This window comes from Pedobacter sp. Leaf194 (genome assembly GCF_001423945.1).
Taxonomy (GTDB): Bacteria; Bacteroidota; Bacteroidia; order Sphingobacteriales; family Sphingobacteriaceae; genus Pedobacter.
This window is the reverse complement of sequence record NZ_LMPU01000001.1, coordinates 1,430,931-1,455,107: the sequence shown is the minus strand read 5'-3', so window position 1 is coordinate 1,455,107 and position 24,177 is coordinate 1,430,931. Positions and strand designations below refer to the sequence as shown.

Below are 24,177 nucleotides of genomic sequence, written 5' to 3'. Positions count from 1 at the left end.
ATTACGTTTGGAACTGAATTAATCTAAACAAAACTATAATATGGGTTTATTTTCTAAAAAGCCGATGCATTTGTTGCTTGAAGAAGCAGGAGATTCTGGCAAAGGCTTAAAGCGTACACTTAGTGCCGGAGCATTAGTAGCACTGGGTGTTGGAGCTATTATTGGTGCTGGTTTATTCGTTCGTACTGCAGCTGCAGCCGCTCAAAATGCCGGACCATCAGTTACAATCGGTTTCATTATTGCCGCTATCGGCTGCGCATTAGCTGGCTTATGTTACGCTGAATTATCATCATCTATCCCAATTTCGGGTAGTGCGTATACATATACCTACGCAACCATGGGCGAGTTGATGGCTTGGGTAATTGGCTGGGATTTAGTATTAGAATATGCTGTTGGTGCCGCTACCGTAGGTATTGCCTGGAGCGAATATTTAAACAAATTACTGGTCGAGGTGCTCCATGTGGCTCCAATACCTTATGAATGGTGCCACTCGCCTTTTCAATCACACCCTGATGGAACGGTTAATGGAATCATGAACTTACCTGCGTTGTTTATCGTTGGTATTTTGAGCTTATTGCTTATAAAAGGAACTTCTGAATCTGCCTTCGTAAATGGCGTTATTGTTATTACGAAAGTTGCCATCGTAATTTTAATCATTGTATTGGGTTGGGGTTTCATTCATGAAGCCAACCACCATCCATATATTCCACCTGCCACAACATATGTCGATCATGCAGGTATCAGTCATAGTTTTGGTGGCTTCTGGGGCGTAGTCGGGGCCGCTGGAACGGTATTTTTTGCCTTCATCGGATTTGATGCAGTAAGTACGGCTGCTCAGGAAACTAAAAATCCAAAAACAGCAATGCCAATAGGAATTTTAGGCTCATTGGCGGTTTGTACTATTCTTTACATCCTTTTTGCACACGTTTTAACAGGTATTGCACCGGTAGAGTTTTTTAGAACGAAAGGTGGCGAAGCTTCTGTGGTTGCCGCAATAAGTGAATATATGACCGGTTATGGCTGGCTTGCTAAACTGGTTACCGTTGCAATTTTAGCTGGTTTCTCTTCAGTAATATTAGTGATGTTATTGGGCCAGAGCCGCGTATTTTATTCGATGAGTAAAGATGGTTTATTGCCTAAAATGTTTAGCGATTTACATCCAAAATTTAAAACACCATACAAAGCCAACCTCGTAATTTTAGTTATTGTGGGCTTGTTTGCTGCCTTTATTCCTGGTGATGTTGTTGGAGATATGACAAGTATCGGTACCCTATTTGCATTTATGCTGGTATGTATCGCTGTTATTATTTTAAGAAAAACAGATCCTGATCTTCCTCGTCAGTTTAAAACACCTTGGGTGCCATTAATACCGGTTTTGGGTGTGCTTGCATGCGGACTGATGATTCTTGGCCTAGGCTGGACAAATTGGTTAAGGCTGTTTGGCTGGTTAGCTTTAGGTTTCATAATCTACTTTGGATACAGTGCTAAGCACTCCGTTTTAGGTAAAACAGGCAAAGGTGTTCACCCAACTGACCCTCCAAAACCAGAAATATTAGATTAGTATTTTTGACCGAAATATTTTAAGCCCTGCGAAAAACGCAGGGCTTTTTTTTGTGTTAAATAATTGTTAATAAATTACCTTTGCACAAAACGTAACCGATGAATTTTTTTCAGGCAATCATAAAAAGCAAGTTTATAGTTTCAACATTATTTCTATTCGTAGTTGGAGCCAATGCCTTTGCGCAAAGAACAATAAATGATGTTATGGATTCGACCACGGTTAATCACTTGCTCATCATATCCAAAAAATACGGTTCGTTATCTTTTAGTGGCTACTTACAACCTCAATTTCAGGTTGCCCAAACAAACGGAACGCAGGCAGAATATCAAGGTGGCAACTTTGGCGAATTTACCAATAACCGTTTCCGGCTAAGGAGAGGCCGGTTAAGGGCAGATTATATGCTGTTAACTGACGATGGAGCACCTTCAACATACTTTGTACTTCAGTTTGATGGCACCGAGCAAGGCGTGTCCGTTAGAGATTTTTGGGGAAGGTATTACGAAAACAAATGGAAAATTCTTGCCGTAACACTGGGTTTATCTGGTCGTCCTTTTGGCAATGAGCTACAATTATCTTCATCGGTAAGGGAGGCGCCGGAACGCGGCCGAATGTCGCAGATTTTAATGAAAACCGAACGCGATTTAGGCGTTACCTTTACATTGAACCCCAGGTGGAAAGATGCCCGCCTTAAAAACATCTCGTTAGATTTTGGAATTTATAACGGCCAGGGTTTAGCGGGAGCCGGGGAGTTTGATAACAGTAAGGATTTCATCATGAGGTTGAGCCACAAACCATATAAGCTAAAATCGTTTACGATAGCTGGTGGTATTAGTACGCTGCAAGGCGGACTAAATCATCGTTTGCCTGTTAGTTATAAGATGGAAAAGTTAAACGGAAACTGGTTTATGTCTAAAGATTCATCAGCTTCTACTCTAAATAAGGTAGCCCCCAGAAGATACTACGGCGCTGATATTCAGCTGTCGACAAACACGAAAAGCTGGAAATCTGAATTTCGGGCTGAGGTAATTACGGGGCTGCAAACCGGCACCTCAACAACCTCAACCACGCCGGGCTCTTATCCTGTTGATAATAAAGCAGTGCCGCTACCATATTACACCAGAAATTTTAATGGCGCATACATAACTTTTGTACAAACCTTGAACAGTACCGATAACCAATTGATATTGAAATACGATTGGTACGACCCAAATACCAAGGTAAAAGGCATGAATGTATCTTCTGCAGCCGGCCTATCTGCAGCCGATGTAAGATTTGATACCTTCGGGTTCGGTCTTCTGCATCACTTCAACACCCACTTTAAAGCTGTACTGTATTACGATGTAATCAAGAATGAATCTACCCAAATTTCTGACTATACAACCGACAGAAAAGATAATGTGTTAACATTGAGAACACAATTCTATTTCTAATAAATTATTTGATAAATAAGGATTTAAGTCAAATTCCTCTACCTTTGTCAAAATTGCCGGCCTATGAAATTCGATTTTATGAAATTTAACCTGAGTGAGATTTTATCTACTACGATGGTTCTTTTTGCCATCATCGATATTTTAGGCGCTATACCTGTGGTGATTGAGCTTCGCCGAAAAGCGGGCCACATCGAATCAGAAAAAGCGTCACTTGTTGCTGCAGGCCTTATGATTCTTTTCCTCTTTTTGGGAGAATCTTTGCTAAAAGTGATTGGCTTAGATGTTGAATCTTTTGCCATTGCCGGTTCCTTCGTGATATTTTTTATAGCGATGGAAATGGTTTTAGGCTTAACAATTTTCAAAGAGGAAGCACCTGAAACAGTTTCGATAGTTCCCCTGGCTTTTCCGTTGATTGCAGGCGCAGGAACAATGACAACCCTCCTATCATTAAAAACAGAGTACCACACTCAGAATATCCTGGTTGGCATAATTTTAAACATACTTTTTGTTTATTTCGTACTAAAAAACACCAACAGGCTCGAAAAGCTTTTCGGTAAGTCGGGTTTAAACATTTTGAGAAAGGCTTTCGGCGTAATTTTATTGGCAATCGCCATTAAGCTATTCAGAAACAACACAGGCCTTTAGGCTAATCTGTAACAAAATTTAAGTATATTTATCTAAACAATAAAGCTAAAATGAACAGCTTTGAAAAATATACCGTAATAATTGGGGCACTTGCCGTTTTAATAGAAGCGTTGAAACATTTGAAAAAAAGTTTTAAAGCCTGGCACAACCATGTTTAATAGTTCTGCTTCGTAAACTGGTGATCTTTTTAATCCTGGTTTTTTTTCAGCAACCTGGCTACAAACATCGTATCTGCATTTTGTTCATAACCTTTAATCAATTCCATTGATTCTAACTCTAACGGGAAGTTATCTGTTATGTATTTAACTACGTCTTCATTTTCTGCAGCAAAAGCCGAACAAGTGATATAAATTAAAGGTTTGCCTGGCTTTAGGTATTTTACAACATTGCCTACTATTGATTTTTGAATTGTTGAGAACTGGCTGATTTTGCGTTCTTCAAAAAAAGTCAGCATCTCTGGTGTACGGCCCCAGGTTCCTGAACCAGTACAGGGTGCGTCGAGAATTATGCCATCAAACGTGTAGTGATGTAAAATTTGGTCGTTATTTTTTAAAAGGTCTAACTCTTTTTTGTGGTATTTCTTAATTCCTGCCAGCCTGAAACGCTCATCTAAATTTAACAATATGCTTTCTCTTAAATCCGTTACCAGTAAATCAAGAACAGGCTCTAAACTATGTAACAGGAGTGTTTTACCACCCGAAGCTGCGCAACAATCCCACCACTTTTCCCACTTACCCGGCCGAAAATAGGTTCCGGTGTGTTGCGAAGATAAGTCCTGAACCTGATAGCTTCCTTCTTTTAAAATATTTTCGAGCTTTGTGCCGTTTGGTAATGATAAAGCGGTTTCGGTAATCTGTTTCACCGGAATCTGTTCTGATTCTAGTGTCGCCATAATCGATGGCGCAGCTTCGGCAGAAACTCTTATAAATAAATCGGGTTGCAGAAAGAACGACTTAAAAAATTGACCGGTATCAATACCATTGGACAAGTGTTTCGCAAAAGGATAAATGTCTTCTAAATTAAATTCGGGGTATTTCGAAGCGATTAAATCTATCTTCTCAATTTGAGAAGCCGTGATTTTGTGCACTAAGTCGGGAAGGTTTTTTTCTACAATTAAGCTCAATGTATCATGGCAAAGGAAATCAGCTATGCTTAATCTTTCCTCAGTTGTGAGCTTCGGCAAAGCCTTCCCTAACCTAAAAAAGCTATAAAGATGTCGCATTGCCCATCTTCTATCCGACGAGCCCATTTGCTTATTCTGCTTAAAATATGCCGGTAAAAATCGATGTAAGGGTAAAGTTCCATCGTAACTTTGCAAAACCTGTTCAAATGCCTTCAGCTGGTGCTCTACTCTCATTCTTTTAATTTATAGCTTTTACTCGATTATATTTAAGGCGAAAATTTTGTATTTCAAAAGCATTAAGCTGGTATTGATATAGCCAAACTGTTCATCATAAACAAAGGCGAAATTATTGTGTAAACCCTTATGTTTTTCTTTGGTTATGTATTGAAGATAATCTTCGCCATAGGTAGCCATAAGCTTCCCGAAATAAAAGCCTTCATCAAAGCCTTTAAAAGCATATTCCCCTGGTTCAAAACCATATTTGCTTCTATATTTTTTGATAAAGCTAATAACATTTGCGCTTCTGTAATCGATTTTGTAGGAGGAACTGATAACCGTATTTAAGCCCTGAAGTTTATCTGCCGGATAATTTTGTTTATACCAAAGCGGGTGACCGAAAAGATTCAAAGCATAACCGCCGGTAGGCAAATTTTTAAGTTTGTATAACTTTTCAATCGTCGGCAACACGAAGGCTCTATCTGAAGATGTAACTACAACCGCATACTGCTTCCCTTTTATCATCTTAGTTTCGAAGGCAAAGGCCGAGGGATATTCCTGTACAATAAATTTACCGTTTGTTAGTGTCTGAAAATATTTTCTAAACGGTGATGCAAATTGTTCATCTTCCGTTTTCTTTGTGTTGATAATCACAATTATTGAATTGGAAGGATTAAAAGTTTTAGAAATATAGGCGGCAATCTTCGTTGCATGTAAATCGATATTATTTACGACTGAAATGAGGTTTGGATTGTTAAAATCAGAAGGCTCCGATGCTGCCAGAGGCGAAACCACAGGAACATTATTTAGCTTGGAATAGTTGGAAATGTATTTGAGCCCTTCCGGAAAAACCGGACCAACAATCATATTACTTTTTCTAAAGTTCTCGTTTTTATACAATGCACCAATGTGGGCGTTATCATCCTGAGTATCGTAAACATTTAATTTAAAATTCAGGCCTGAAGCAGCTGCAGAATCAATGCCTAGTTTAAATCCCTGGTAAAAATCTATCGGCATTGCATACTTTTCTACATCTGCTTTGCTCATTGATTTTAAGTTAACCTCATTCAACTTAAAAGGAATAAGCAGCGAAATACTGGCTTGTGAAAACTTTTTAACAGTTTTCTTTTCAGCAGGCTTTTCTTTCTCAACGGGCTTTTTGACAGGTTCTGTTTTTACCGTAGTAATTTTTGGAGAGCAAGAACCCAAAATTAGAACAGTTACCAAGCCAAGCCAGTGTTTTTTATTTAACATCATTGTATGGTTGTTAACAAAATATGCTGACAAAAGTTATCTTTTCTGTCAGCATATATAATAATAGTGATAAAAAATTAAATCATTGCGATTGATTTCCTATTCCCATTCGATAGTTGCCGGTGGTTTAGAGCTGATGTCGTAAACAACCCTGTTAATACCTTTAACTTTATTTATAATTTCGTTCGAAATTTTTGCGAGAACCGGATAAGGTAAATGACACCAATCGGCAGTCATTCCATCAACTGATTCTACCGCACGTAAACAAATTACATTTTCGTAGGTACGCTCATCACCCATAACCCCAACCGATTGAACAGGTAAAAATATAGCGCCAGCCTGCCAAACTTTATCGTAAAGGCCTGCAGCTTTTAACTCATTGATGTAGATTGAATCTGCATGCTGAAGAATTTCAACTTTTTCTGCCGTTACATCGCCAAGTATTCTAATAGCCAAACCTGGACCCGGAAAAGGATGGCGACCTAAAATAACATCGTCTATACCCAAGGCTTTACCTACTCTTCTAACCTCATCTTTAAACAAGGTTTTAAGTGGTTCAACCACTTTCAGTTTCATAAAGTCGGGCAGACCGCCTACATTATGGTGAGATTTTATGGTAGCAGATGGTCCGTTTACTGAAACAGATTCTATAACATCGGGATAAATTGTACCCTGACCCAACCAGTTTACACCCGTAACTTCGTGAGCAGCATCATCAAAAACCTCTATAAAAACACGACCAATTGCTTTTCTCTTCAATTCGGGATCTTTTAATCCTGCAAGCTGACCAAGAAAGCGCTCTTTAGCATTAATACCTTTAATATTTAAGCCCATGTGTTTGTACTGCTCCAGCACTTGCTCGTACTCATCTTTACGCAGCAGGCCGTTATCAACAAAAATACAATGTAAGTTCGTTCCGATAGCCTTATGCAAAAGAACGGCAGCTACGCTGCTGTCAACGCCGCCAGATAATCCCAGCACAACCTTGTCATCACCCAAGGTTTCTTTTAACTCGGCAATAGTTGTTTCAATAAATGCAGCAGAGGTCCAATCCTGCGAACAGCCACAAATATCTACAAGAAAGTTTTCTAAAAGAACCTTACCATCGATGCTGTGCGTTACTTCAGGATGAAACTGAATGGCATAGGTATCAGAGTTTTTAATGTGATAAGCAGCAACTTCTACGCTTTCGGTGCTTGCAATTAACTCCGCACCTTCTGGCATTTTAGTAATTGTGTCGCCATGGCTCATCCAAACCTGAGAATCGATGTTGATGCCTTTAAATAACTTATTTTCCTGGTTTACGAAACTTAGGTTCGCACGACCATATTCACGTGTTGACGATGCACGAACATCACCACCAGATTTTTGTGCAATGTACTGTGCGCCATAGCAAACGGCTAATAAAGGAAATTTTAAATGATAATTGTTTAAATCAACCTGAGGTGCATCATCCTGACGAACAGAATAAGGGCTCCCGGAGAAGATAACGCCTTTAACATCCGGGGTATTTATATCAGGAAGATTGTTGAATGGATATATTTCACAGTAAATATTCAGTTCGCGAACTCTACGGGCAATGAGTTGTGTAAATTGCGAACCAAAATCGACAATAATGATTTTTTCTTGCATCCGCAAAGATAGGGAAAGAAAGGGAATTGTTAAATTGTTTTGTTGAGTAATTATTAAGAGATTATTGTTTGGTGAACAAGACTGGAATTCGCCATAAATTGAACCCACATTTCGTTTTGTTGCCAACCTATTTGCCAGCAAAGCAACCAATTTAACAATCTATCAATTTAAAGCCTTGCTTTTTTCAGGATTCCATAAGTTTAACTTCCACACCAAATTTTCTCAAAAAGTCCACGCCTTCATCGCTTGGCAAGCCTTTGTAAGCTGCATACGATTTTGAGTAATAAACTAATTTTATTCCGGATGAGAGAATCAACCGGGCACAGGCAATGCAAGGCGATAAAGTTGTGTACAAGGTACAACCTTCAATTTTCGCACCGTTTTTTGAGGCATACAGAATCGCATTTTCCTCGGCATGAAGCGCCAGCGAACAACTTCCCTTGCTGTCGCGGGCACAGCCGGTTTCAGGCCATTCTTCATCGCAATTATGTGTGCCCGCAGGCGGCCCATTGTAGCCTATAGAAATGATACGCGTATCTTTTGTTAATACAGCGCCAACGTGCGCACGAACGCAATGTGATCGCGTGGCAAGCTCAGTCGCCAAGTTCATAAAAATACTGTCGAAGCTCGGTTTGTTAATCATGCATAAAATGAAAAAAGCCACAGAAATATATTTCCTGTGGCTGTAAAATTAGTTTATTATATTTTAATGTCCGCCGGCAATTTTTCTGTCGAAATCGATGCCCTGCGATTTTAAAATTCCGCTAACCCTAACCGCATAAAAAGCGAGGTAAGCGAAGCAAAGTACGCCAACAATATAACTGTGCTGAATACCAGTAAACTCAGATACATAACCTTGCAACCAGCTAATGATGCCGCCACCCATAATCATCATAATTAAAAAACTACTTCCCTGACTCGTGTTTTTACCAAGTCCGCTAACGGCAAGTGTGAAAATACACGGCCACAAAGTGCTGCAAAATAAACCAACACTGGTTATCGCATAAACGCTCACCATGCCGGTTGTAAACATTCCTATTAATAAAGCGCTGATCCCAATAACAGAGAATATTAAGAGCATCCTCGCCGGATTTCCTTTACTTGCCATATCAGCAATGATTAAAACCAAAATTATTAATCCATACACATAAAATGGTGCAAGGTCGTGTTTCGCAATTGCATTAACGGCTAAGAAAATCCCGAAAGCAAGGTAAGGCGCAACAAATCTTAGTATTTTCTGGGTACTAAAGTTATCAGTAAATGCTTCAACAGCGCCAGTCCAGCGACCAATCATCATACTAGCCCAATAAAGCGAAATGTATGGTGCAATATCCTGAATGGCAAAACCCAAATCTTTTTCCATGTATGCCGGAAGGTTACTCGCTGTAGAAACTTCTACACCAACGTAAACAAAAATCGCAATCATACCCAAAACAAGTTGTGGATACTTTAACGCCGAGCCCTTAACGCCCAATTCTTTATCATCAGCCTCTACTAAAGCTGGTCTATCCGGTAAGGATGATAATTTTAAGAATACAGCCACTGCAATAAAAGCAGCCCCCAAAATTAAGTATGGAATTTTTACACTTTCTATGCTGATGTTCGAACTTGCATTTGCTGCCGAACCAAAAATGGCAAAACTCACAACCAGCGGTCCAATTGTAGTTCCGAAGTTATTAATACCACCCGCTAATGTTAAGCGCTGCGAACCTGTTCTTATCGGGCCGAGTGCAATGGCCAGCGGATTTGCCACGGTTTGCTGCAACGAGAAGCCCAAAGCCACAATAAATAAACCCGAAAGCATTAAGGGAAACGAGCCTAAGTTAGCAGCAGGGTAAAACAACAAAGTTCCAACTGCAGATATTACTAAACCTAAAGCGAGGGAATTTTTGTACCCCAGCTTGTTAACAATATCTTGCTTAATTAAAACTGAAATGGCATTATATATTAATGCACCAACGGTGTACGCAATATAGAAAGCCAGAGATACCCACTGACTTTGACTTTGTGTTAAATCGAAAGCTTTTTTAAATACAGGTATCAGGATATCATTACTGGCTGCTACGAAGCCCCAAAAAAAGAAAACTGTTACTAAGGGAATAAACTGCCCCCATTTGGTTTGCGCTTGTTCTTGACTCATTTTAAAATTTAGTTTTAGTGGGGCTAAACTTAAATAAAAAAAATTAAAAAAAAGCCAGTTTTACGAGGCAGCTTGTAACAAAAATAAAGTTGATATGTTTAGCTTTAAATCGCATATTCGCATATTCATAAATAACACAATGCATGTTTGAAGCCATATTGTTAGGTATAGGGGCAGGGATTATTTCGTCGTTTTTAACAGGTCCGGTATTTTTTGCAATGATAAAAACCAGTATCGAAAAGGGCTTCAAAGCTGGTTTTTCTTTAGCTATTGGTGTAATTATTAGTGATGTTATTTTAATAGCCCTTGTGCTTTTCGGCACGCAGTTTTTCGAGTATAAGGCCGATTTTGATAAATATGTTGGTGTGGTTGGCGGATTGTTTCTGCTTGCCGTTGGCATTTACTATTTAGTTTCGAAAATAACAATCCAATACGATAGCGCTACACTGCAAAAAGTGAGTAAGCGTGGCTATGTGTTAAAAGGCTTTTTAATGTGCATATTAACACCATCCACGTTAATGTTCTGGATTATCGTTAGTGGTATTATTTCGGTAAAACTAAATAATATGCTTAATGAGAAGCTGGTGTGCTTTTTCATTGCAATGGCTACACAACTTGCCATTGATGGTGCAAAAAGTTTCTATTCGAGTAAATTACGCTACAAGATTAAAGAAGATTCTTTAAAAAAGCTGAACAAAATTGCGGGTGTTATAATTATATTTTTCGCTTTTTGGCTGGTGATAAAAACTTATTTAAAGTTCTACGCGTAACTAATCGATAACCTTGTCCAAGTCGTAAAGGTCTACATAATCTAACAGGTTACCACCAGCGCAGTTCTTCATATTTTGTAACCTGTAATAGTTTCTGCCATCTTTTTTCATGAATTTCTGAGTACCTGTTTTTTCACATGGCTTGCCTCCGTTATTGTCTTTCACGTACGTTATTATTGTTCCCTCGAAAGAAAGATTATTGGCATCTAATCGCTTAATTTTTCCATCTATTTTTAAAAACTCATTTTTGCTGTTGGTTTGCCCGCCATTGATGGTATAGGTGCCATTAGCTTTCTTTATCAGTTTTGCACTTCCCTGTTCTTCAAAACTTATCCATTGCAACGAAACAGGAACGGTTCTAACCACGTCAATCTCTACTTTGGGTATACTCCTTTTAATGTCGTCTTTCACCCTGCTCAGCGTATCGCCAACCCTGTCAACTTTCGCAGCCAGGCTATCACTTGTTTCGTCAATAATGTCACCAACCTTTTTTTGGCTGTTATCCGAGCAACCCAGAGCCAAACAAGCAACCAGCAACAATAATATCTTTTTCATAACAGTTTTTCTTTGAACCTTAACGTTTTTGGCCGCAAATGGTTTGAGTGCTTAAAATATCCACCTAAAATATGTAAAAAAAATAGCCCGCATAAAATGCGGGCTATTAGATATCTAGTTAGTGTAAAAGAAATTCTGACTTAATAAGCCCTTTGATTATTTCCTTCTTTCCAGTTAACAAAAGCTTTATTTACTACCTTATTGCCGCCCGGAGTTGGGTAATTGCCAGAGAAATACCAATCACCTTTATTTTTCGGACAAGCTTCATGAAGGTTTTCCAAACTTTGATAAATAACTTCTACCTCTGCAACCGTACCTTTTGGCGTGATAATCTGCGCAATTTTTGCCGAAATTTCTTCGGGTGTAAACGGCTTGTAGATTTCCTTAACGTGGTTTACAATTTCTTCTTTTGGCAATAACAATGATGCTTTACATTTAGCGTAAACATCCTCTATCACCTGCCATTGGCCGCGTTCTGTTAACAATTGTATTGCAGCATCAAAAGCAACAAACTGTCCCATTCTGCTCATATCAATCCCGTAACAATCAGGATAACGAATCTGCGGTGCCGATGAAACAATAATAATTTTCTTCGGGTGAAGTCTGTCAACAATTTTAATAATGCTTTGCTTAAGGGTTGTGCCACGCACAATCGAATCATCAAGTGCAACCAACGTGTCTTTGTGGTTATTTATAATGCCGTAAGTGGTATCATAAACGTGGGCAACCATTTCACTTCTATCCGCATCCTGAGTAATGAAAGTTCTCAGTTTAACGTCTTTAACAGCAAGCTTTTCTACACGTGGCGCCATTGATAGGAGTTCATCCAGCTGCTCGTCGCTTAATTGCTCTTTATTATGCAGCAATGTGTTTTTTTGATGATTACGTACGTAACGCTGAACGCCATCTACCAAACCAAAAAAAGCAACTTCGGCTGTGTTGGGAATGAAAGAAAAAACAGTGTTCTTTAAATCGTAATTAACAGCTTGCAATACTTTATCGCTTAACAAACGACCCAGTTGTTTCCGTTCGCGGTAAATTTCAACATCACTTCCCTTTGAGAAATAAATACGCTCAAAAGAGCATGATAGCCGCTCAGTTGGCTCGCGGAATTGTTCCATGCTCACTTCACCATTTTTCTTAATGATTAAGGCATGACCAGGATCAATTTCTTTAACATCTTTAAATTGGATATTGAAAGCGGTTTGCAACGCCGGACGCTCAGATGCTGCTACAACAATTTCATCATCGTAATAATAGTAGGCAGGACGAATACCAGCCGGGTCTCTCATAATGAAAGAATCGCCGTTTCCTACCATTCCGCAAATTGAATACCCACCATCCCAGGTTTTAGCCGAACGGCGAAGGATGTTGGCAATATCTAAATTGTCAGAAATTTTGTGTGTAATCGCAACGTTATCGTGGCCTTCCTTTTTATATTGGTCGAAAAGGTCTTGATTTTCATCATCCAAAAAGTGGCCGATTTTTTCGAGCACAGTAACGGTATCCGCTTTTTCTTTCGGGTGCTGACCTAACTCATACAACTGCTCTAAAAGCTCATCAACATTTGTCATGTTGAAATTACCCGCAATAACAAGGTTTCTGGTCATCCAGTTATTTTGCCTTAAGAAAGGATGGCAGTTCTCAATACTGTTTTTACCATGTGTACCATAACGTAAATGGCCCATTAACACTTCGCCGATAAAGCTTACATTGTTTTTGAGCCATTCTGTATCCTGCATTAATTCAGGCGTATTTTCCTGTATATCTACGAACTTGTTTTGAACATACTCGAAGATATCTGCAACCGCATTTGATGCCATGCTACGATACCGGCTGATATACCTGCTGCCAGGTTTCATATCTAGTTTAATGGTTGCAATACCTGCGCCATCCTGGCCCCGGTTATGCTGCTTTTCCATTAAGAGATATAATTTGTTAAGGCCGTAAAGTGCTGTACCGTACTTTTGCTGGTAGTAAGAAAGTGGTTTTAACAGGCGAATAAAAGCGATTCCGCATTCGTGTTTTATCTGATCACTCATTGTGTGGGTTTGAAGCCGCAAAGTTATCCTTTTAAACAATTACAACCTAAACAAAAATGTTTTCTTTTATACTAGAAATGTAAAGGATTAAATATGAGCAACACCTGATTTTAACGCTTCACCGAAAAATATGGAAGCGTGCTCATCAAAGGCTTTTGGATCACCACTGGTGAAAAAGGCCTTCTCTCCCGTCCTGGATAATCCAGACTCAATTTCAGGATGTCTTTCCAAATAATTTGCCAGACTGTTGGCTACTATTTCACCCTGTGTTAGAATACGCGTTTCCGTTGGAAAAACAGCCTTAAGCTTTGGCAACAATAGCGGATAATGTGTGCATGCCAGTAGAACACAGTCAATAGCTGCAGATTGTGCGGTTAATGCGTTACAGTATTCCTGAACAAAAAAATCAGCGCCGGCCTGTAAATGTTCATTGTTTTCAATTAATGGCACCCACATTGGACAAGCCTGTTGATGAACTTCAATTTCAGGGAAAAACTTTTTGATTTCGAGTAAGTAGGATTCAGAATTTACAGTACCACGGGTACCCATTACACCAACATTGTTCGTGAGCGTGAAGTTGCCTATTACTTCAGCTGTCGGTCTGATAACGCCAAGTACCCTTTTATCAGGATATTTGGAAGGTAAGTCCTTTTGCTGGATGGTTCTCAACGCTTTTGCCGAAGCCGTGTTGCACGCAAGTATCACCAGGCTACAGCCTTTGCTAAACAACCATTCAACACATTCTAAGGTATACTGGTAAATGGTTTCGAAAGCATGGTCACCATAAGGGGAACGGGCATTATCTCCGAGGTAAATATAGTCATACGCCGGAAGTTGCCCGGCAATGGAACGGAACACGGTTAAGCCGCCATAGCCTGAATCGAAAATACCAATTGGTGATGGGTTCTGCATTTTTATTGATGATTCCAGATTACGGCTAAACTTTTTTTAAAAGTGTATTTTTAGTTTGAGCGAATACCCAATTTAGTAAATTATTAACGAACGTAATCCTTTTAAACAAAAAAGCGGAATTAAGTCCGCCTTAATTCCGCTTTTATAGTACTTAATGTTCTTATTTTTTAGGAGCCGGAGCTTTTGCAGTTGCAGTAATGCCTAATTTAGTTTTAACGGCTGCAGTGATGTCGTCACCACCTTCCCAGAATACTAAATTGTTACCACCTTGTCCGTTTGCAACATCGAAAACGTAAGCTAAACCTTTTTCTTTAGCGATAGCCGAAATTGCTGTTGCTACTTTACCTTGAATTGGTTGAAATAATTCGCCTTGTTTAGTACCTAAATCTTGTTGAGCTTTAGTTTGGGCGTCACCAATACGTTTTTGTAAATCCTGTAATTCAGTCGCTGCTGTTTGTAATTCTTTATCAACAGTTTCTTTATTAGCCTCGCTACGGGTTTTTTCTTTCGCCTGTGCTGCTGTTAATTTAGACTGATATTCTTTAATCATCACATCTATTTCAGCTTGCTTAGTTTTACTTAAGTTTTCTAAAGTAGTTTGTGCTGTTTTAGATTCGGGTAAGTTAGCAAATACCTCTTCTGAATTTACGTGACCGATCTTTTGCTGTGCATTTGCCATATTTGCTGTAAACAATAAACCTGCTGCTACAACAAATACGTTAATTAACTTTCTCATGTTTTATTTTACTTTTTATTTTTTTTAATTGTTTTTCCTTAATTCGAGGGGCGAATATACTAATTATTTACACTCCCTGGTTTGTAACCTAATTTTACAATCACATCATTACTAACATCGTAGCTGCTGCTTGCATAAATCATCATTGTTGCTTCACTACTCTTATCGAAAATGAAATCTAAATATTTCGCTTTAGCAATTTGCTTAATAACATCGGCAACTTTATCCTGGATAGGCTTAATTAATTTTGCCCTGCTTTGGAAAAGATCACCGTCTGGACCGAATTTCTGACGTTGAAATTCCTTAGCCGCCTTTTCTTTTTCGATAATTTCGTTTTCACGACGTTTACGCATATCATCAGTTAATAAAACCTGATCTGCCTGATAGGCTTTATACATCCTGTCGATTTCGCTGAAATTCTGATCGACCTGCGCCTGCCATTGTTTCGAAGCTACATCCAGCTGGCTCAATGCAGATTTGTACTCGGGCATATGCTTTAAGATATACTCGGTATCTACATAAGCAAACTTCTGGGCAAAAGCGCCAAAAGTTGTGCAAAGTAAAAATGCTATAAAAAGATACTTTTTCATTTGTGTGTGTGTGTTTAATGACTAGTTTTTATAAGATTAGCTTTCTATAAACTCAACTTATAATGTTTTATTGCATAATTAATTATTTTTTTAATCATAACCAATTAAAATCCACCTAATTGTTGTGCGATACTAAAGTGGAACTGACCTTTATTAGCATCTGGCAAACCAGGTATCGCATCGAAGCCATAACCATAATCAATACCCAGCAAACCAAATATCGGTAAGAAGATACGGGCACCTACACCAACAGATCTTCTGATATTGAACGGATTGAAATCGCCAAACCTATTCCAGGTATTACCACCTTCGGCAAAGGCCAAAACAAAAGCTGTAGCCTGTTGACTCGCAATTACAGGATAACGGGCCTCTAAAACATATTTTGTGTAAATCGGGCTACCTGATTGCTGTGCAATTGTAGGGTCAGAACCAACCGGAATTACGGTATTATTTGCGTAACCACGCATTGCAATTAATTCAGAACCTTGTAAGAAGTCAAATCCCTGCATACCATCACCACCCAGTTTAAATCTTTCGAATGCTGATTGGCCGACTGCCTGAGTATATTGACCTAAGAAACCAAACTGCGCCTGTGCCTTAATTACAAAGTTGCCGGCAACACGTTGAAACCATTGTGAATCGAATTTCCATTTGTGGTATTCCGTAAATCTGTATTTTGTTTTATCAGATGCTGTTGCATAGTTTACGTTGTTAAACAATGAATACGGTGGCGTAGCCTGAACTGTAAAACGGATAAACGAACCTGATTTCGGGAAAATTGGAGAGTCCCTTGAGTCGCGGCTAATCTCTTGTGTTAAGTTTAAGTTGTACGAGGTACCAGTGCTAAATAAGTAACCAGGATAATTCTGCAAAATGTATTGTTGCAGGTTTACAGAGTGCGTTAACTGGAAGTAGTTATCTGGCCAGTTTAATCTTCTACCCAAACTAACCGTTACACCATTTAAACGGATTTTGTAATAACCTTCTGCCCCAACAGCATTACCGCTTGATTGTAATGACGTAAACGCACTTACACCGAAGCTAACCGGTTTCTCGCCACCAAACCATGGTTGAGAAAATGAAAAACTGTAAGACTGGTAATACTTACCGTTGGTTTGTCCACGTAAACTTAATTTTTGTCCATCGCCTTTTGGCAAAGGTTTATAAGCTTTTAAGTTAAATAAATTTCTTAATGAGAAGTTGTTAAAGGTTAGGCCTAATGTACCAATGATACGGCCACCACCAAAACCACCTGAAAGTTCGATTTGGTCAGAAGGTTTTTCTTCTACGGCATATTCAATATCAACGGTTCCATCTGCCGGATTAGGGCGAGGCGTTGGTACGGTTTTTTGCTCATCAAAGTTACCTAAAGCACCAATTTCACGCACGGTACGTATTAAGTCGCTCTTATTAAATTTTTGTCCCGGCTTGGTACGAATCTCACGCAAAACAACTTTATCGTTCGTAATTGTGTTACCCTTTAACGTAATGCGGTTGTTGGTATACTGCGGACCTTCGTAAATACGCATTTCAACATCTACCGTATCATTATAAATTTTCGTTTGAACAGGGTCAATGTTGAAAGTCAGATAACCGTTGTCGGTATACAAACTATTAATATCACCACCGTTTTCACCGCCACCATTAATTTTTTTATCTAGCTTATCTTCACTGAAAATATCACCCTTTTCGATGGTTAAAACTTTATTTAAAACATCAGTACTGTAAATAGCATTACCAGCCCATGTTATTTTACCAAAGTAATATTTTTTACCTTCGTATAAATCCATTTTAATGTTCACCTTTTTATTGTTGAACTGGTAAATACTATCTTTTAAAAGTTCAGCATCGCGATAGCCTTTTTCGTGCATTTTGGCAATCATCTTAACTTTATTTTCTTCGTATTTTTCTTTGCTGAATTTACCCGAACCCCAAAAACGCCACCATGCAAACTGCTTCGGGCTTTTTAAATACTTTCTAAGTTTTGCGGCCTTAAAATCTTTGTTTCCGGTAAAATCGATATGCTGTACTTTTACACGATGGCCCTTATTAATATTTGCCTCTAAAACAACGCTGTTTTCCGAGTTAGGATCTTTTCGGGTAGTGTAATTTATTGTGGTAAAAAAGTATCCCTTATCTAAAAGGTATTTTTTTACGATAGCCGATGTTGTGTTGTATAAATTATCGTTAACGATTTTACCTGTTTTATCATTTAACTTTTCCTGAATGGCAGTTTTTTCTGACTTGCGAACACCTTTTAAATCGATAGAACTTAAACGCGGGCGCTCAACTACCTCAATTTCAAAGTAAACCGTATCCTGAACAAATTTTTCGATATTTAATTTCACATCGTCAAACAAACCTTGCGACCAAAGTGTTTTAATTGCCTCGGACGTAGCTTCGCCCGGCAAAACAACTTTATCACCTTTGGTTAATTTTGATAAGGTTACCAATACTTCTTTATCAAGGTATTCTGTTCCTATAATTTTTGTACCGCCGATGATGAATTCTTTTGGACTAAAATAATCTAGGTCTAAGCCGCCAACCTTCAATGAGGGAGTTGCCGGAGCCTGACCTATAGGACGAATTTGAGCAAAGGCCGGTGTGGCTAAAACTAATAGGATTAAAACTTGAAATATTCTTTTCATTAAAATAATTTGTTCAGTAATGGCCACGAAGGTAGCAATGTTTTACAAAGCAAAATTGCTTTATTTTCCATACCTCTGATGTGGTTACATTTATCGTATAAAAGTGCTGCTAAGTTAATTTAAACCCTTGTTAAAAAGTGTTAAAAGAAAAATTAGTTTAACTGCTCGCTAATTTTGCCAAAACGTCTTTCGCGTTTTTGATAATCTACAATGGCTTCGAAAAGGTTTTCTCGTCTGAAATCTGGCCATAAAACATCGGTAAAATAAAACTCGGTATAAGCCATTTGCCAAAGCAGGTAATTGCTTATTCTATGTTCGCCACTGGTGCGTATCATTAACTCCGGATCAGGAATATTTACAGTTGTAAGTTTCGATGAAAACAAATCTTCATCAATGCTATCTACATCAATTTCGTGGTTTTTTACCGCAGCGGCAATTTTCTTTGCTGCGTTTACAATTTCCCATTTCGAGCTGTAGCTTAAAGCGAGTGTTAAAGTACACTTTTCGTTGTGTGCGGTTTTAGCCATGGCCTCTTTCAAGTCATCGATACATTCTTGCGGGAGCGATTCGATATTGCCGATGGCATTTAATTTAACGTTATTCTTGTTCAGCGTTTCTGTCTCCTTGTTAATCGTGGAAATCAAAATTTGCATCAAAGCATCCACTTCTTCCTTGGGGCGACTCCAGTTCTCTGTAGAAAAAGCATATAGCGTAAGGTACTCGATGCCAACCTCAACACAACCTTCTACAATGTCTTTCACAGAAAGTACACCTTGTTCGTGTCCGAAAACACGCATTTTACCCTGGCCTTTAGCCCAGCGGCCATTACCATCCATAATTACGGCAATGTGCTTTGGCAGGCGGCTATAGTCTATTTGTTCTTTAAATCCCATTAATTATGTCAAAATCAGCTTAAAAGGAATAGCATTTTGAGGATACAAAGGTAAAAGATATGCCAACACTAACAAATAGATAAGTATCTCTTTTTCTAAAATCGCCTCTTTGTACGCCAGGTGCTCCGGTTTGATGTAAAGAAGGATCGGAAATATTCAGTGATGGGTTATCCCCAATAGAGACCTGCCTTACAGGATAAACACCACTAACATCATCAATGTAATCGGTAAATGCCGTTCTGTAGCCGATTTCGGAAAAGATGCTCCAGGCATCCTTATAGTTGTATCTGATGCCACCGCCGTAAGGAATTGTTAAAGCCGTGTTGCTGTAGCCATTTACCTGCCCTTCGGTTGCTAATCTGTCCAGCCGGTATTTTGTTCCCTGGTATTTTATTTCAGGCTTAAAATTTATGAGGCCAACCCCGGCAAATAAATAAGGTGTAAATCGCCTGTTGCCACCATTTATTTTGTAATCGAAAAAATTAAAATCGAAAATTGCGCTACCTTCATTCAATCCGGTTTTGAAACTTAAGTTACGTTCGCGAAACTGTTCGTTGTTTGAATCTGCATCGCTGGCCTGAATCTGCCCGTAATTATAGTTTAATCTAACACCCAGATAAGAGGAAAAGTTATGTTTAACGAAGATACCTGCATTAACACCACTTATTTTAACAGGGTTATTCTGGTTTAAATCACCCATATACCCTGCGCCCCCAGCCGAAACGCCTATTTCCCAGGTAGCAAAAGACTGCGCTTTGGAAATTTGAGCTATTGATACGAGAAGGAGGATGAATAAGACAGGTTTGTTTAGCGCCATACTTAGTAGTTACGGGTATCAATGCCCCATAATAATTTATTCCTTAACGTGTTTAAATAGGTTTCATTGTTAAGACGAATAAGATTTACGCAAAAATCTGCTTTTCTTATGGTAATTTTTACGGAGCGTTCTACGGTAACTGTTCTGCTATCGCAGGATACCAGAAACTTCGACTCTCTAGCTTCTACTTCAAACGATAAATTGTTATCATCGGGAATTATTACCGGACGAACATTTAAATTATGCGGTGCAATTGGCGTAATTACAAAACTTTGAGAATCAGGGTAAATTATTGGTCCGCCGCAACTGAGTGAATAAGCTGTTGAACCAGTAGGTGTTGCAATAATCAAACCATCGGCCCAATAAGAGTTTATAAATTCACCATTCATTGAAGCGTGGATAATCATCATTGCTGAGTTATCGCGGCGATGAATGGTAATATCATTCAGTGCAAAGTTTTCTTCACCAAAAAGGTTATTATCAGATTCTAAACGCAAAAGAGAACGTTCATCTAAAGTGTAATCGCCATGAATTAAAGCAGTTAACGCTGATTCGATTTCTCCTTTGTTAATACTTGCCAAAAAGCCTAAACGACCGAAGTTTATCCCGATAACAGGAATGCCAGAGTTTCTGATCAGCGATAGCGTATCTAATAAAGTTCCATCACCACCCAAACTTAGCAGAACATCAGCATGCTGTTTTAATTCTTCATGGTTATGGAAAATTACAGTGTGGGCTGGCACCTTTATTTTGCCATGCAAAGAATTTTTAAATTTGTGGTGGAGGACCGGTTGAACACCGTGGCGTTTTAAATGATCGAAAACCTCCTGTATGTAAGGCAATACGGTATCATTAAAATCTCTTCCATAGATTGCAATCCTCATAGTAAAAATTAAGCGTTTAAGCGGTAAATTACATTTGATTTTAATTTATCGCTGCAAAAATACCTTATTCTTTTTATATAAATGTTAATTAAAAAATTTCATTGCGTGCTACGCTAGAATTCATCAAAAAGAAATGGGGCAGTGAAGAAAGTCAATCTAAGATTACCAACCGGTATCGGCATTTAATTTATAGTTTGAGGAAAGAAAAATATATGTTGAATTATCTTTAGAAGTTGATACCGCCTTTTGCCAGTTAGACCTGTCATTTTTATTGTAAGCAGAAACCAATTCTTTGCTCAGGCAGTTTTTTATTGTGACGGATTTTTCCGAACTAAAATTGCTGAACAATAAAACTATTCAGATTCAGACAACGAATACTACACGTTTAAGTAGTTCATAAAAGAATCGAAACGCTCTTGAGAACCATCATCGATTTGAGTGTTGTTATACACCTCTTTTACCTGATAATCGTATCGTTCGAAGGACGCAACCAAAGATGTAATCTCAGTTTTATTCACTTTTAACGTTACCTCAAGCCGGGTAGAATCTTCGAAAGAATTTACGTATGATGACAGAATTTGTGCATTATCTGCTTCTACAATTTGAGCGATGTGCGCAAGGGAATTATCGCGGTTGCTAATTTCCAAAACAATGATGCCACCTGGCTCATTAACCGCATATAATTCGGCAACAGAATCGATAATGTTATTTATTGAGATTAAACCGGCGTAATTTTTCTGCTGGTCGAGTACCGGAACTGCTGTTAATTTAAGTGTACTTAACAATCTAAGTACATCGTAAGTATGCGCATTGTTAAAAACGAACGCGTTTAATAAATTTACAGATACATCTTTAATCAAAATATCATGGTTGCGTATTTCGAGTAAATCATCTTCAGAAAGTAAGCCTAAAAACTGCACGTCGTTTACCACAGGCATATGCTTTAGCTTAAATTCGTTCATACGATCTAAAGCTTTCTGCACCGTGTCGTCCGTTTTTATGGGCGGTATAACATTGGATATGATTTCTTCAGCAAACATTATTTTAATAGTATCCTATCTAAAAATTTTTCTAAGTAAGCGTTAAATTGTTCAGGATGCTCCATCATTGGCGCATGCCCACATTTATCAACCCAGTTTAATTCTGAATTGGGAAGCAACTGGTGAAACTCTTCTGCAACTTCTGGCGGCGTTACCTTATCATTTTTGCCCCAGATTAATGAAACCGGGATGGTGATTTTTGATAACTCCTTGCCCATATTGTGTCGAATGGCAGACTTAGCCATTGTTAAAATCCGAATTACCCTTGACCTGTCATTTACAGTTTTGAAAACCTCTTCTACAAGTTCAGGAGTGGCAGTAGCCGGGTCATAAAAAGTGAATTCAACCTTTTCTTTTATATAATCGTAGCTTTCTCTACGAGGAAAAGAGCCTCCAAACGCGTTTTCATACAATCCTGAACTGCCAGTTAGCACCAACGCTTTCACAAACTCCTGGTGCGCAACAGTAAAAACCAGGCCAACATGGCCGCCCAGCGAATTACCAATAAGCACCACCTGCCCAAGGTTTTTAAATTTTAAGAAGCGATGCAAGTATCTCGACAAAGCCTTAACCCCAAGTGTTAAAATGGGTAACTCGTAAATAGGAAGGATAGGAACAACAACACGGTAACGATCTTTAAACTGTTCAATAACCAATTCCCAGTTGCTCAATTCGCCCATTAAACCGTGAAGTAATACCAGTGTTTCACCTTGTCCGGCTTCTACGTATTTAAATCCTTCTTCTTCTGTTACCTGGTATTTCATATATTCTGAATAGTATATTGCTACTAAGTTAGTAGAGTAAAATTAATTTTATGCATTTCTGTTCCATTTTTCTGAAATAAAACGGAAAACGGTACATAAACGGCAATTTCAGCCAACTGAGGTATAAGTTAAATATTTTTCAATCCCTTATACCCGGCACGCGATGTGTGTAAATTTGTTTTAAGCTAATTTCTCTTTAACAATCTCAGCAATTAACTTCCCATCGGCTTTACCGGCAAGCGCTTTATTGGCCATGCCCATCACCTTCCCCATATCTTTAACTGATGTTGCGCCCGATTGTTTGATAACATCCGCAATTATACCTTCAACTTCACCCCTATCTAATTGCTTTGGCAAAAACTGATTAATAACCTCAATTTCTTCCTCTTCTACTTTGTATAAGTCTTCGCGATTTTGTTGCTTGTAAATGTCGGCAGATTCACGGCGTTGCTTAATCAGTTTCTGAAGAATTTTTAATTCCGTCTCTTCGGTAATTTCTTCAGAAGCACCTTTTTCCGTTTTAGCCAAAAGAATTGCGGCCTTTATAGCCCTTAGCCCTCTTAACTGAGCATCATTTTTAGCCAACATGGCTTTTTTTATTTCCTGATCTATTGTGTTTGATATCATCTTCGTTTGATTATTTAATCGTTAATCGGTCAGTTTTAAACCTTATAGCTAAATTAATTTAACAGTTATCCAGCTCTGTTTACAAGTGTAGCTGTTGCCTGGGCTGTAGGCATTATAAGCATATCGTTAATGTTTACATGTTTAGGCCTGCTTACAACATACCATATTGCATCGGCAATATCATCGGCAATTAATGGCTCTAAACCTGCATAAACGTTTTTAGCCCGTTCGGCATCGCCTTTAAACCGCACAACCGAAAACTCCGTTTCTACCATACCCGGGTTAATTGCAGTTACTTTAATTTCATGCTGTAAAAGATCTATCCGCATAGATTTACTTAGTGCATCTACAGCATGCTTGGTGGCACAATATACATTTCCGTTGGGATAAACTTCCTGCCCGGCAATGGATCCGATGTTTATAATGTGTCCGGATTTATTTGGAATCATCCAGTTGGAAACAATTTTCGTAACGTAAAGCAATCCTTTAACATTGGTATCAATCATGGTATCCCAATCTTCTGTATTTCCTTTATCAATTGGGTCTAAACCCTGACTCAGCCCTGCGTTATTAATTAACACATCAACATTTTTCCAATCCGCAGAAATTGTATTAAACGCCGTATTCAGGCTTTCTTTATCACGCACATCAACCAATACCTGCATAATTTCAACTGCATATTTATCTTCAAGGTGATGGGAAATTTTTGCTAAACGGTCTTCCCGGCGGGCAACCAGAATCAGGTTGTAACCATTTTGGGCAAAGCGGTGAGCGCAAGCTTCGCCGATTCCAGAAGTTGCGCCTGTTATTAATGCAATTTTAGCCATTTTTATGAATTTATAATCCCTGGAAAACATTTCACATGCTTTCCTCAATGGCAACAAAGGTAAGTTTTTTT

General features: G+C 38.6%; 22 protein-coding genes. 4 read left to right on the top strand and 18 right to left on the bottom strand.

Annotated elements, in window-relative coordinates:
- Window positions 1-40: 40 nt before the first annotated feature.
- From ASG14_RS06415 to ASG14_RS06405, 3 genes are all read left to right on the top strand, one after another.
- Window positions 41-1,561 (top strand): amino acid permease, encoded by a 1,521-nt coding sequence (locus tag ASG14_RS06415; protein WP_056870148.1) that lies wholly within the window; start codon window positions 41-43, stop codon window positions 1,559-1,561.
- A gap of 98 nt (window positions 1,562-1,659) precedes the next feature.
- Window positions 1,660-2,991: a hypothetical protein gene (locus tag ASG14_RS06410; protein ID WP_056870147.1), complete on the top strand. Its 1,332-nt coding sequence runs from the start codon at window positions 1,660-1,662 to the stop codon at window positions 2,989-2,991.
- A 78-nt stretch (window positions 2,992-3,069) separates the two neighbouring features.
- Complete coding sequence (locus tag ASG14_RS06405) at window positions 3,070-3,636, top strand: MarC family protein (protein WP_056870272.1); 567 nt, start codon at window positions 3,070-3,072, stop codon at window positions 3,634-3,636.
- A gap of 187 nt (window positions 3,637-3,823) precedes the next feature.
- Here the strand turns inward: ASG14_RS06405 and ASG14_RS06400 are convergent, their stop codons facing one another.
- From ASG14_RS06400 to ASG14_RS06380, 5 genes are all read right to left on the bottom strand, one after another.
- Window positions 3,824-4,993: an RNA methyltransferase gene (locus ASG14_RS06400; protein WP_056870146.1), complete on the bottom strand. Its 1,170-nt coding sequence runs from the start codon at window positions 4,991-4,993 to the stop codon at window positions 3,824-3,826.
- 18 nt (window positions 4,994-5,011) lie between these two features.
- Entirely contained in the window at window positions 5,012-6,232 is a 1,221-nt protein-coding gene (locus ASG14_RS06395) for an ABC transporter substrate-binding protein (protein WP_056870145.1), read from the bottom strand.
- A gap of 96 nt (window positions 6,233-6,328) precedes the next feature.
- The gene (guaA, locus tag ASG14_RS06390; protein WP_056870271.1) at window positions 6,329-7,861 is read right to left on the bottom strand and encodes a glutamine-hydrolyzing GMP synthase; all 1,533 of its coding nucleotides are present in this window, start codon (window positions 7,859-7,861) and stop codon (window positions 6,329-6,331) included.
- Between the two features lie 184 nt (window positions 7,862-8,045).
- Window positions 8,046-8,504, bottom strand: a complete 459-nt coding sequence (locus tag ASG14_RS06385) for a dCMP deaminase family protein (RefSeq protein WP_056870144.1) — start codon at window positions 8,502-8,504, stop codon at window positions 8,046-8,048.
- A gap of 63 nt (window positions 8,505-8,567) precedes the next feature.
- Window positions 8,568-10,001, bottom strand: a complete 1,434-nt coding sequence (locus ASG14_RS06380; RefSeq protein WP_056870143.1) for an MFS transporter — start codon at window positions 9,999-10,001, stop codon at window positions 8,568-8,570.
- 143 nt (window positions 10,002-10,144) lie between these two features.
- On the opposite strand from ASG14_RS06380, the gene ASG14_RS06375 reads away from it, so the two are divergent.
- Complete coding sequence (locus ASG14_RS06375; RefSeq protein ID WP_056870142.1) at window positions 10,145-10,771, top strand: LysE family translocator; 627 nt, start codon at window positions 10,145-10,147, stop codon at window positions 10,769-10,771.
- Here the strand turns inward: ASG14_RS06375 and ASG14_RS06370 are convergent, their stop codons facing one another.
- From ASG14_RS06370 to ASG14_RS06305, 13 genes are all read right to left on the bottom strand, one after another.
- Complete coding sequence (locus tag ASG14_RS06370) at window positions 10,772-11,326, bottom strand: hypothetical protein (RefSeq protein WP_056870141.1); 555 nt, start codon at window positions 11,324-11,326, stop codon at window positions 10,772-10,774.
- 140 nt (window positions 11,327-11,466) lie between these two features.
- The gene (locus ASG14_RS06365) at window positions 11,467-13,368 is read right to left on the bottom strand and encodes a class II glutamine amidotransferase (protein ID WP_056870140.1); all 1,902 of its coding nucleotides are present in this window, start codon (window positions 13,366-13,368) and stop codon (window positions 11,467-11,469) included.
- 87 nt (window positions 13,369-13,455) lie between these two features.
- Complete coding sequence (gene murI, locus ASG14_RS06360) at window positions 13,456-14,280, bottom strand: glutamate racemase (protein ID WP_056870139.1); 825 nt, start codon at window positions 14,278-14,280, stop codon at window positions 13,456-13,458.
- Window positions 14,281-14,440: 160 nt separating this feature from the next.
- Window positions 14,441-15,016 (bottom strand): OmpH family outer membrane protein, encoded by a 576-nt coding sequence (locus tag ASG14_RS06355; RefSeq protein WP_056870138.1) that lies wholly within the window; start codon window positions 15,014-15,016, stop codon window positions 14,441-14,443.
- 59 nt (window positions 15,017-15,075) lie between these two features.
- Window positions 15,076-15,606 (bottom strand): OmpH family outer membrane protein, encoded by a 531-nt coding sequence (locus tag ASG14_RS06350; RefSeq protein WP_056870137.1) that lies wholly within the window; start codon window positions 15,604-15,606, stop codon window positions 15,076-15,078.
- Window positions 15,607-15,710: 104 nt separating this feature from the next.
- The gene (gene bamA, locus ASG14_RS06345; protein WP_056870270.1) at window positions 15,711-18,254 is read right to left on the bottom strand and encodes an outer membrane protein assembly factor BamA; all 2,544 of its coding nucleotides are present in this window, start codon (window positions 18,252-18,254) and stop codon (window positions 15,711-15,713) included.
- A 152-nt stretch (window positions 18,255-18,406) separates the two neighbouring features.
- Window positions 18,407-19,147 carry an isoprenyl transferase gene (locus ASG14_RS06340; RefSeq protein WP_056870136.1) on the bottom strand — a complete coding sequence of 247 codons (741 nt, stop codon included), beginning with the start codon at window positions 19,145-19,147 and terminating at the stop codon, window positions 18,407-18,409.
- A gap of 19 nt (window positions 19,148-19,166) precedes the next feature.
- Window positions 19,167-19,964: a DUF6089 family protein gene (locus ASG14_RS06335; RefSeq protein ID WP_056870135.1), complete on the bottom strand. Its 798-nt coding sequence runs from the start codon at window positions 19,962-19,964 to the stop codon at window positions 19,167-19,169.
- A gap of 2 nt (window positions 19,965-19,966) precedes the next feature.
- The gene (locus ASG14_RS06330; protein WP_056870134.1) at window positions 19,967-20,848 is read right to left on the bottom strand and encodes an NAD kinase; all 882 of its coding nucleotides are present in this window, start codon (window positions 20,846-20,848) and stop codon (window positions 19,967-19,969) included.
- Window positions 20,849-21,225: 377 nt separating this feature from the next.
- Window positions 21,226-21,888, bottom strand: coding sequence for a CBS domain-containing protein (locus ASG14_RS06320; protein WP_056870132.1), 663 nt, complete (start codon window positions 21,886-21,888; stop codon window positions 21,226-21,228).
- On the bottom strand, window positions 21,888-22,652 hold the full coding sequence (locus ASG14_RS06315; RefSeq protein WP_056870131.1) for an alpha/beta fold hydrolase: 765 nt from the start codon (window positions 22,650-22,652) through the stop codon (window positions 21,888-21,890). Before ASG14_RS06315 ends, ASG14_RS06320 begins: the two co-directional genes overlap by 1 nt.
- Window positions 22,653-22,832: 180 nt before the next feature.
- Window positions 22,833-23,279: a GatB/YqeY domain-containing protein gene (locus ASG14_RS06310; RefSeq protein ID WP_056870130.1), complete on the bottom strand. Its 447-nt coding sequence runs from the start codon at window positions 23,277-23,279 to the stop codon at window positions 22,833-22,835.
- A gap of 65 nt (window positions 23,280-23,344) precedes the next feature.
- Window positions 23,345-24,106 carry an SDR family NAD(P)-dependent oxidoreductase gene (locus ASG14_RS06305; RefSeq protein ID WP_056870269.1) on the bottom strand — a complete coding sequence of 254 codons (762 nt, stop codon included), beginning with the start codon at window positions 24,104-24,106 and terminating at the stop codon, window positions 23,345-23,347.
- Window positions 24,107-24,177: the final 71 nt, after the last annotated feature.

Coding starts and splice junctions, on each gene's coding strand:
- guaA (WP_056870271.1), bottom strand. CDS start 7,861: ATGCAAGAAAAAATCATTATTGTCGATTTTGGTTCGCAATTTACACAA.
- ASG14_RS06410 (WP_056870147.1), top strand. CDS start 1,660: ATGAATTTTTTTCAGGCAATCATAAAAAGCAAGTTTATAGTTTCAACA.
- ASG14_RS06365 (WP_056870140.1), bottom strand. CDS start 13,368: ATGAGTGATCAGATAAAACACGAATGCGGAATCGCTTTTATTCGCCTG.
- ASG14_RS06355 (WP_056870138.1), bottom strand. CDS start 15,016: ATGAGAAAGTTAATTAACGTATTTGTTGTAGCAGCAGGTTTATTGTTT.
- ASG14_RS06380 (WP_056870143.1), bottom strand. CDS start 10,001: ATGAGTCAAGAACAAGCGCAAACCAAATGGGGGCAGTTTATTCCCTTA.
- ASG14_RS06330 (WP_056870134.1), bottom strand. CDS start 20,848: ATGAGGATTGCAATCTATGGAAGAGATTTTAATGATACCGTATTGCCT.
- ASG14_RS06320 (WP_056870132.1), bottom strand. CDS start 21,888: ATGTTTGCTGAAGAAATCATATCCAATGTTATACCGCCCATAAAAACG.
- ASG14_RS06305 (WP_056870269.1), bottom strand. CDS start 24,106: ATGGCTAAAATTGCATTAATAACAGGCGCAACTTCTGGAATCGGCGAA.
- ASG14_RS06400 (WP_056870146.1), bottom strand. CDS start 4,993: ATGAGAGTAGAGCACCAGCTGAAGGCATTTGAACAGGTTTTGCAAAGT.
- ASG14_RS06405 (WP_056870272.1), top strand. CDS start 3,070: ATGAAATTTAACCTGAGTGAGATTTTATCTACTACGATGGTTCTTTTT.
- murI (WP_056870139.1), bottom strand. CDS start 14,280: ATGCAGAACCCATCACCAATTGGTATTTTCGATTCAGGCTATGGCGGC.
- ASG14_RS06310 (WP_056870130.1), bottom strand. CDS start 23,279: ATGATATCAAACACAATAGATCAGGAAATAAAAAAAGCCATGTTGGCT.
- bamA (WP_056870270.1), bottom strand. CDS start 18,254: ATGAAAAGAATATTTCAAGTTTTAATCCTATTAGTTTTAGCCACACCG.
- ASG14_RS06370 (WP_056870141.1), bottom strand. CDS start 11,326: ATGAAAAAGATATTATTGTTGCTGGTTGCTTGTTTGGCTCTGGGTTGC.
- ASG14_RS06315 (WP_056870131.1), bottom strand. CDS start 22,652: ATGAAATACCAGGTAACAGAAGAAGAAGGATTTAAATACGTAGAAGCC.
- ASG14_RS06340 (WP_056870136.1), bottom strand. CDS start 19,147: ATGGGATTTAAAGAACAAATAGACTATAGCCGCCTGCCAAAGCACATT.
- ASG14_RS06335 (WP_056870135.1), bottom strand. CDS start 19,964: ATGGCGCTAAACAAACCTGTCTTATTCATCCTCCTTCTCGTATCAATA.
- ASG14_RS06375 (WP_056870142.1), top strand. CDS start 10,145: ATGTTTGAAGCCATATTGTTAGGTATAGGGGCAGGGATTATTTCGTCG.
- ASG14_RS06350 (WP_056870137.1), bottom strand. CDS start 15,606: ATGAAAAAGTATCTTTTTATAGCATTTTTACTTTGCACAACTTTTGGC.
- ASG14_RS06385 (WP_056870144.1), bottom strand. CDS start 8,504: ATGATTAACAAACCGAGCTTCGACAGTATTTTTATGAACTTGGCGACT.
- ASG14_RS06395 (WP_056870145.1), bottom strand. CDS start 6,232: ATGATGTTAAATAAAAAACACTGGCTTGGCTTGGTAACTGTTCTAATT.
- ASG14_RS06415 (WP_056870148.1), top strand. CDS start 41: ATGGGTTTATTTTCTAAAAAGCCGATGCATTTGTTGCTTGAAGAAGCA.